The organism is Moorena sp. (genome assembly GCF_982860115.1).
The window spans coordinates 1-8,751 of sequence record NZ_CEYLVT010000278.1 but is presented as its reverse complement, the minus strand read 5'-3'; the positions used below and the strand labels follow the sequence as shown (position 1 = coordinate 8,751).

Here is an 8,751-nt window from a genome sequence, read left to right as displayed (position 1 = left end):
CCCCACCCCCTACACCCCACACCTCACGTCTTTGTTAAAAACCTACCCTTATGAGACACCCCACTCCCCACACCCCACACCTGACGTCTTTGTAAAAAACATACCCTTGAAAGGGTGGGGTGACAGCTTAACCGCCTGTGGAGTTTAGTAGGAGAGTGCTCAGGGTGACCCTAAAGCTAGAATTGCTGGGTATAGCGCTACGGGCAAGTAAGAAGTCAGAAGTCAGAAGTCAGAAGTAAGCTATAACACAGTTACCCACTGACCTACTGAGGCAGTAATCAATCAGTAAACTGCTTATTAATCCAGCGGCGGTAAATTTTTTGAATTGCTTTGAGTACTTTTTGACTACTCGACTGCTGAGATGGACTGCTGGGGTCGAGTAACTGCAAGCGATTCAGAAGTTTGGCTTCTTCTGTGTCTACAAGCCCATCGCTATAAATTAAGGCACTGAGGGCTTCAACCAAGCGCTGATAGTCTTCTGGACTAGGGCGATCGCCTAAATACTCTTCCACCCAACTGTAGCATTCATCTGCTGACACAGCTTTGAGTTCATACAGTAACGGTTTAATCTCTGGGTCGTCAGCAACTCCATATTCCTTGGCGACTTTATACAGATATTCCCGTTCCTCTGCTTGAACTTTACCGTCTATCCAGGCGGCACCGATTAAAATTTTGAGCAACTGTTTGACATTAGAATTTGTAACCATGACTTTATCTCTCCAGTAGGGGGGAACCGAACCAATACAGCACTTGTTGCCAATCAACCTTGAATCATCAACAGCTTGCCACGATTAGGGGAAAAGGGAAAGTGGAAAGGGAAGAGGGGGAAGAGTGGGCAGATTGGGGAGACGGGGGAGAACTTTGTCAAAAAACCGGGTTTGTTAAAACTAACTTAGTTAGACCGCTTAATCTAGGTAAGAAACCTCATTTATTTAAAGCAAATTTTTTTGTACAGAAGTGTTAACCGCTAGTATGTTACGTTTAATTTTACTTAACTAAGTTAGTTCTTCCTTACACACTTCTTTCTGTTAATGGAAATCGATACTGATTACTTAATTCAAGGGTATGCTCAAGGCTATTTCCTGATGGCAGATGATACTGGTAATTTAGGCTGGTACTCAAGCCGCGAACGTGCTATAATTCCTCTGGATGAGCGGTTTCGCTATCCTAAATCTCTGCGTCGTGTCCTAAATCAGGAACGATTTAGTGTCAGCATTAACCGAGACTTTTTAGGGGTAATGACTGGTTGTGCTGACCGTGAAACTACTTGGATTTCCCCAGAACTAAAGGAAATTTATTGGCAATTTTATAAGGCTGGATGGGCCTACAGTTTTGAAACTTGGCAGGGAAATCAACTGGCAGGAGGAATTTTGGGCATTGTAATTGGTGGAGCGTTCATTGGTGAATCGATGTTTTATCGGATTCCGGAGGGCTCAAAGGTGGCGATGGTTAAGTTGGTAGAACGGTTGCGCCATCGCAACTTTTTGCTGTTTGATGCTCAGATGATGAATTCTCACCTAGAACGGTTTGGTGCCTGTACGGTAAATGAGCAAGAGTATAGTCTGCTGTTACAGAAGGCAATAGCACAAACCTGTTCCTTTGATGAACCTATCTAACTTAGCTAGGGCTTACTTGCTCCAAATAGCTAAACCTCCTCCCCGACCTCTAGCAGCAATGCAACGGTTTTCCACCAAAAAGTAGGTGAAGAATGCTTGTTCTTTTAAGGGTTGCTCATAGAACCTTGTTTCTCGGTCTTGTCCACCTTTAATGTAACCTTGATAAAGTGTTAGACCAGATAACGATATCCTGATTTGACTAAAGTCGAAAGCTAAGATATTGGTCTTAGGATAAAACTTGGTAGGACCGGTGAGAACTATCTGAATCGGTCCAAATTGAACAGCATTTTGAACCGTTCCTTGGTCTTGAGAAGACTCTGATGGGGAGTAGGATAGGTGAATTTTGATCCACTTTGGGAGAAATCGTCCGCTACCCAAGATCACCCCTGCTCGTTGGCGCGATCGCTTTGTCCCAGTAATAAACCCTAGTCGCCAATTTCCGATCAGTTGTGAATAGGCATGGCTGACTTTGGTTTGTTTAGCTGTTGTCTCTGCCTGAAGTAGTGCCTCGACTACAGCTGATGAGGTCGGTGGTGTAACCGATGGGCTTGTTAAAAACTCAATCGCTTGGTCTAGAGCTGTATCCATTGCTAACAAATGCGTTCGCCAAGTGTGGCGCTACCTGATCAATCCCATGTCTTTAGAATCTATTACTTAGAATCTATTCCTTTCTGATCGCCAATCGCTCCTAGTATATCCTAAGGAAGCAGTGAATTAACATAATTCTCTTCAATGGTCAAGTTGAGTTTCCTCAAGGTCTTACGAGAGCGGTTCAATCTTTCCCGGTTAGCCATTAAGTATTCCCGAGTAACCATAGGTTTTTGGATCGCAATGGTTGTGGCTGGGCTTTTGGCCTTCAGTTCCCTTAAGTATGCCCTATTCCCTGATATTACCTTTCCGGTGGTAGTGGTCAATGCTCAAGTGCCATTGGAGACTGCCGTGGAAACGGAGCAGAAAGTGACTCAACGGATTGAGGAAAGGCTTTTCCCTTTGGCAGGACTCGATCAGATGGTTTCGTCAACCTACCCTGGTCGAACAGTAGTTACCCTCTATTTCGATGTGGGAACCGATCTCAACTCCTCTTCAATGGAGGTTGAAAAGACACTGTGGCAAATTCCTCTTCCTGAAGGTGCAACCTTTCAGGTCATTCCCTTCAATTTGAACGAATCCTCTGCAGTTAGCTACACCATCAAGAGTGATACTAAAGACCTGAAGCAATTAGCTGATATTGCTAAGACTAGTATTTTACCAGAGATTGCTCAACTTCCAGGAGTTCTGAAAGTCAATTTGTTGGGAGGGGGGGAAACTACGTTTACGGCTCTCAATTCTGGCTCGGAGTTGACCAAACAAGCACCAGAAATTATTAAGGAAGAACAGCAGCGAGATAATCCCGAATCTCCCATACCCATTACCCCGACTCGGATTCGCTTCAATGGACAGGAAGCTTTGGCTTTTCAGGTGATCAAAGGGGGTGATGCTAACACCTTAGATGTAGTTAGTCGGGTAGAGGAAACAGTGCAAAGACTACAAGGTAGTTTGCCAGAGGTGCAGTTAGTCTTAGCAGTGACTCAAGCTAACTATATCCGGGAAGCGACTCAATCTACTATTGATGGTTTATTACTGGCAATTGTTCTGGCAGTGTTGGTAATTTTTACTTTCTTGCGTAACTGGCGTGCTACCCTAATTACTGCCTTGGCAATTCCAATTTCCCTCCTGGGAACGGCTATCGTAATGGCTATCTATGGGTTCAATCTGGAAACCATTACTCTACTAGCTTTGGCTCTGGTAATTGGGATTATCATTGATGATGCCATTGTAGAAGTCGAGAACATTTCTCGGCACCTGGAGGCTGGGAAGTCTCCTCGACAAGCTGCTCTTGCTGCTACTAATGAAATTGGTCTGACGGTTTCTGCTTCTACTTTGACCATTGTGGCGGTATTTCTACCGGTTGGTTTAATGGGTGGTAACTTAGGACAGTTCTTTAAACCCTTTGGTCTGACGGTTTCGGCAGCAGTTCTTACCTCTTTGTTGGTTGCTCGAACCTTGTGCCCAGTGCTTGCGGTTTATTGGCTTAAACCTAGGCAGGGGAAAAGGGAAAAGGGAATAGTAAACAAGGAAAAATTATCGACAGTAGTTTTCGACTTTTGGTTGAGGTTTAATCCTAAGTACCCTGATTTGCTGCGCTGGTCTCTAGGGAATCGGAAATTTGTAGTGGGATTAGCGGTATTGAGCTTTGTGGCTGGGATTTCTCTGATTCCCCTAATTCCTCAGGGGTTTATTCCTACCCTAGACCGAGGGGAATTTATGATTACCTATAGGGCACCGTTGCCTCAGATACCTAGTGCCTCTCAATTTGGTGATTTAATTAATAATATTCTGAATTTAGGAGGGTTTGATACTAATAGTGATAAGTCAAAGCAATTAAGTAATTCAGATACTAATTCAGATACTAACAAGCAGGTAAAACCAAAACTATCAAAGTCAGGGTTTAATGGTCTATTTCCGATTCAAAGTGGGATGCAATTGGTACTGAAGCAATCTGAGCAGGTGGCTAAGCAGTTAGAAGAGGCGGTGCTGGCTTTCCCTGAAGTGGAATCGGTCTATACAGTTGTGGGGGTACAGGGTGATCCCAACAAAGGAAACCTTCAGGTCAAACTTAAAGGTAATCGCCAATATACTACTGCTCAGGTTCAGGAAAAAATGCGGGCTGCTTTGCCGAAGATCTCTGGTGTAACTACTAGTGTTGAAGATATTCAGTTTATTGAACTACCTACTCAAAAACCAGTTCAAGTTGCTTTATTGGGTGATGATTTAGAGGTGTTAGGCAATACTGCTGCAGATCTCAAAACTCGGATTGAGACATTACCAGGATTAGTGGATGTAGAGGCAACCGGTCAAAATAATCGAGGGAATAGGATTACTGAGATTGAGCATGTTAATGGTCAGCGAGGGGTTTATGTTCGTGCTAGCCTTAACCAGGGTCAAAGGTTGGGAGATGCGACTGAGGAGGTGGTAAAGCTTGCCAAATTAGTGTTGCCGGATGGTGTGAGGTTAGAACTGTGGGGGGATTCGGCTCTGAGTAGTCATGTGCTGGGGAGTTTTGCTGGCACCTTGACCTTGTCTGTTACCTGTATGCTGTTAGTGCTAATTTTGCCTTTTGGTCGATTGTTAGAACCGATGGTGGTGGGCTTGTCGTTGCCTTTATCTATTGTGGGAGCAATGCTAGCACTTCTGATCACCCAAAGTGATTTTGGCATGATTTCCCTGATTGGTCTAATTTTTTTGCTGGGACTACTTGACAAAAATGCGCTTTTGCTGATGGATTATGTTAACCAACTTCGTCGAGCTGGTTTAAGTCGCACTGAGGCAATTCTGGAAACGGGAGTGGTGCGTTTGCGACCGATTATAATGACTACTGCTTCGACAATTTTGGGAATGTTGCCCTTAGCATTGGGATTTGGCGCAGGAGCAGAATTGCGACAACCGATGGCTGTGGCAATTATTGGTGGATTGCTTACGTCTACGTTATTGAGTTTGATTGTTGTACCAGTATTGTATAGCCTGCTGGAAGATTGCTGGCTAGGATTATTGTCTGGTAAGCAATAAGAAATCGGGAAACAGAGGAGCGTGCGTCAATGGCAATCAAAGCTTTCGTCACTGGAGGAACAGGATTTATCGGTGCTCATGTTGTGCGATCGCTACTTGAAGCAGGATACTCTGTGCGAGCTCTGGTGCGCCCTACTAGCCAACTCGATAACCTCGAAGGTCTAGATATAGAAGTCGTTATTGGTGACTTGAACGATCCAGGCTTGTGCCAACTGATGCAGGGATGTCAGGTATTATTTCATGTCGCTGCCCATTATTCCCTGTGGCAAGCGGATCGAGATTTACTCTATCGTAACAATGTCCAGGGAACCCGTAATGTGCTACAAAGTGCTGGTAAAGCTGGGATTGAACGCACTGTTTACACGAGTTCAGTAGCGGCTATTGGTGTGGGTAAACCTGGGGAAATTGTGGATGAAACCCATCAGAGTCCTGTCGAGAAATTGGTTGGTGACTATAAAAAATCTAAGTTTTTTGCTGAACGGGAAGCGATCAAGGCCGCTGACTCTGGTCAAGACGTGGTGATTGTTAATCCTAGCGCTCCCATTGGTCCAATGGATATTAAACCAACTCCTACCGGAGAAATCATTGTGCGCTTCTTACAGCAAAACATCCCATTTTATTTGGATACGGGATTAAATTTTATTGATGTGCGGGATGTGGCTCAGGGTCACCTGTTGGCGTTAGACCGGGGGAAAAAAGGCGATCGCTATATTTTAGGTAACCAAAATCTATCTTTCAAATCGTTATTGGAGCAACTTGCGGAAATTACTGGATTGAGTGCGCCTCAAAAAACTGTTCCGGTCTGGCTACCGCTGAGTATGGCTTGGATTGATGAGTGCGTGTTGACTGCTTTTGGGAAAACCCCTTCTATTCCGCTCAATGGGGTGCGGATGGCACAACACCCAATGTATTACGATTGCTCGAAAGCGGTTAGAGAGTTAGGGTTACCCCAATCTTCCATTAGGAAAGCGCTCAAGGATGCTGTTGATTGGTTTAGGTAAGGGAACAGGCAAGAGGCAATAGGCAATAGGCAATAGGCAATAGGCAATAGGCAAGAGGAAACTGACAACTGCGGCAAAGTCTAGGATTGAAAGCAATTCACGAACAGTATTATTAATTAATCGGCGAGGCTGATCATAGTTCAAGCTGTGGGGTAAGCATGATTACCCTCAATGATTGGCGTTGATTATATGGTGTGAGGAAAATTATGGCAATTCAATTACAACAAGCTCTTGATATCGGAAAGTATATTGTGAGCCAGCGTCTTTTGGGTCGTAAACGCTTTCCCCTGGTGCTGATGTTGGAACCTCTGTTCCGCTGTAATCTAGCTTGTTCCGGTTGTGGGAAAATCCAGCATCCTACGGAAATACTCAAGGGCCAGCTAACTCCTGAAGAGTGCTTTGCTGCGGTGAAAGAGTGTGGTGTTCCTGTGGTTTCTATTCCGGGGGGAGAACCTCTGCTTCATCCACAAATTGACGAAATTGTCAAGGGGTTGGTGGCATGGCGAAAGTATGTCTATCTCTGTACCAATGGGTTGTTGTTAGAGAAGTATCTGGATAAATTCCAACCTTCCCCTTACCTGACTTTCAGCGTTCACTTGGATGGCTTACGGGAACGGCATGATCAGTGTGTAGACCGTCAGGGGGTATTTGATAAGGTAGTGCAGGCAATTCGAGCGGCTAAAGCTAGGGGATTTCTTGTGACTACTAACACGACGGTGTTTGAGGGAACTGATCCTAAGGAAATCCAGGAGTTCTTTGATTTCCTGGCCATGTTGGGTATTGACGGCATGATGGTTTCTCCTGGATATAGTTATGAATGGGCACCCGATCAGGAGCATTTCCTGAAGCGGGAACAGACTAAGGCGATGTTCCGGGAAATTTTAGCGCCTTTCAAGGCTGGGAATAAAACCTGGAATTTTAACCATAATCCTTTATTTTTGGATTTCCTGATGGGGGAGAAAGATTACGAGTGTACCCCTTGGGGAAGTCCTAGTTACAGTGTTTTGGGGTGGCAAAAGCCTTGCTATTTGTTAAATGAAGGGCATTATTCCACGTTTAAGGAATTGCTGGAGCAAACGAATTGGGATCAGTATGGTCGCGCTAGTGGTAATCCTAAGTGTGCCGATTGTATGGTTCATTGTGGGTATGAGCCGACGGCGGCTATGGATGCGTTTCAGCCCCAGAATATGGTTCGTGCGATGGGTAGTGTTTTAGGAGGAGTATGAACCTGAACAATTTCCCAGACCATAAAGCTGGCGCTAGTTACTAGCTCTGAGTAGTGATGGATTGGAAAGCTTGGCAAGATAGGCAAGGTCAACTTTAGCACCATTAATGCGATCGCATTAATCTGAGGCGCACGAATAAATGCGATCGCTTTAATCTCAGACCCACGAATAAATGCGATTGGCCGTAGGCCACGCTTCGCGATCGCATTGATCTGAGCTTTCTGATTGTTGATTAAATTGACCTTGAAATCAACTTTAAGGTCATAATGCCTGTAGCGATAATGCTAATTCAGGCTTTAGTTAAAGCCCTACAAAGACTCTACGCAGATGGAATTACCGAGAGCTCTGGTATCCTCAGGACGGATTTTGCAACCATAACCTGGACCATCCATGGAACCACTATCGTGTAAACGCATGATGTGCCAAGGACCCACTTGAGGGTTGTTGCAGAGTGTATCTTGGTTACTTACTGCATCTGAATAGGTAGCGAGGGTGTAGCCATCGGGACAGTAGCCATCTTTATTAGTAATTGTGGCGTTCAGTTGCTTGCATACTGCATTGCCCAACTGTCGAGAATCCTCGCCACGAACTTTGCAGTCGTAGCCAGGACCATCCATGGAGCCACCATCAGCAAGGCGAGCAATAGACCACTCAGTCAAAGTGCTGCAGATTTCGCTTCGATTTTTCACAGCTTCATCTACAGTTACGTAGATATAACCTTGAGGACATGTTTCCCCTGAAACCTCTTGAAAGCCGGGCGCAGCGATGGCAGATTGTACGTTAAATGCCATACCAATTAAAGCAAGGCAAAGGGCTAAGCCTAGTGCTTTGATTTTTATTAACATTGTTTTCTCTTAGGTTTATTTCAATTGAGTTTAGAGCTTAGTAGGTCGATTTTTTTAACCTTTAGCTTTAACTCAGGCTCTACTCTAACCAAACTCTCTGGAAAAAGCCAAACTCTAATTGATATAGTTTTCTTATGCTAAGATAATTTTGTTTAAGTAATTCTTATCCAAAGTGTTGTATCTCTCTCACACCAAACTCTCTGGAAAAAGCAAAATTGTAATTGATATAGTTTTCTTATGCTAAGAGGATTTTGCTTAAGTAATTCTTATCCAAAATCTTATATATTTGTGATGTGGATAGCAAAAAAAGCAATTTGTCAAGCCCTCTTACCAAAACGTCACGGTCTTGCTCTGATAACCTGTGGGCTTGATATCGTGACAGCTCCTACACTGACCTTAGAGGTTCAGTGTAGGCTTCCCAGCCAATCCGGGCATCCCTTAGGAGGCGCTGGGCTTT

7 protein-coding genes are annotated in these 8,751 nt (G+C 44.5%); 4 read left to right on the top strand and 3 right to left on the bottom strand.

What is annotated here, in order from left to right:
• Positions 1-278: 278 nt before the first annotated feature.
• Positions 279-707, bottom strand: coding sequence for a tellurite resistance TerB family protein (locus AC4II3_RS28965; protein ID WP_488012325.1), 429 nt, complete (start codon positions 705-707; stop codon positions 279-281).
• Between the two features lie 324 nt (positions 708-1,031).
• On the opposite strand from AC4II3_RS28965, the gene aat reads away from it, so the two are divergent.
• Positions 1,032-1,616: a leucyl/phenylalanyl-tRNA--protein transferase gene (gene aat, locus AC4II3_RS28960; RefSeq protein WP_075899377.1), complete on the top strand. Its 585-nt coding sequence runs from the start codon at positions 1,032-1,034 to the stop codon at positions 1,614-1,616.
• A 12-nt stretch (positions 1,617-1,628) separates the two neighbouring features.
• Here the strand turns inward: aat and AC4II3_RS28955 are convergent, their stop codons facing one another.
• A complete protein-coding gene (locus tag AC4II3_RS28955) occupies positions 1,629-2,204 on the bottom strand; it encodes a hypothetical protein (protein WP_488012328.1) in 576 nt (191 codons plus the stop codon).
• Between the two features lie 144 nt (positions 2,205-2,348).
• Between AC4II3_RS28955 and AC4II3_RS28950 the strand changes: the two genes are divergently transcribed.
• From AC4II3_RS28950 to hpnH, 3 genes are all read left to right on the top strand, one after another.
• A complete protein-coding gene (locus tag AC4II3_RS28950) occupies positions 2,349-5,222 on the top strand; it encodes an efflux RND transporter permease subunit (protein ID WP_488012329.1) in 2,874 nt (957 codons plus the stop codon).
• Between the two features lie 29 nt (positions 5,223-5,251).
• Positions 5,252-6,223, top strand: coding sequence for a hopanoid-associated sugar epimerase (gene hpnA, locus AC4II3_RS28945; protein WP_488012331.1), 972 nt, complete (start codon positions 5,252-5,254; stop codon positions 6,221-6,223).
• 206 nt (positions 6,224-6,429) lie between these two features.
• Positions 6,430-7,449 (top strand): adenosyl-hopene transferase HpnH, encoded by a 1,020-nt coding sequence (gene hpnH / locus AC4II3_RS28940; RefSeq protein ID WP_488012333.1) that lies wholly within the window; start codon positions 6,430-6,432, stop codon positions 7,447-7,449.
• 308 nt (positions 7,450-7,757) lie between these two features.
• Here the strand turns inward: hpnH and AC4II3_RS28935 are convergent, their stop codons facing one another.
• A complete protein-coding gene (locus AC4II3_RS28935) occupies positions 7,758-8,294 on the bottom strand; it encodes a hypothetical protein (RefSeq protein WP_488012335.1) in 537 nt (178 codons plus the stop codon).
• Positions 8,295-8,751: the final 457 nt, after the last annotated feature.

What these genes read in the sequence shown, in the direction of transcription:
- hpnH (WP_488012333.1), top strand. Translation starts at nt 6,430, where the DNA reads ATGGCAATTCAATTACAACAAGCTCTTGATATCGGAAAGTATATTGTG.
- AC4II3_RS28965 (WP_488012325.1), bottom strand. Translation starts at nt 707, where the DNA reads ATGGTTACAAATTCTAATGTCAAACAGTTGCTCAAAATTTTAATCGGT.
- aat (WP_075899377.1), top strand. Translation starts at nt 1,032, where the DNA reads ATGGAAATCGATACTGATTACTTAATTCAAGGGTATGCTCAAGGCTAT.
- hpnA (WP_488012331.1), top strand. Translation starts at nt 5,252, where the DNA reads ATGGCAATCAAAGCTTTCGTCACTGGAGGAACAGGATTTATCGGTGCT.
- AC4II3_RS28950 (WP_488012329.1), top strand. Translation starts at nt 2,349, where the DNA reads ATGGTCAAGTTGAGTTTCCTCAAGGTCTTACGAGAGCGGTTCAATCTT.
- AC4II3_RS28955 (WP_488012328.1), bottom strand. Translation starts at nt 2,204, where the DNA reads ATGGATACAGCTCTAGACCAAGCGATTGAGTTTTTAACAAGCCCATCG.
- AC4II3_RS28935 (WP_488012335.1), bottom strand. Translation starts at nt 8,294, where the DNA reads ATGTTAATAAAAATCAAAGCACTAGGCTTAGCCCTTTGCCTTGCTTTA.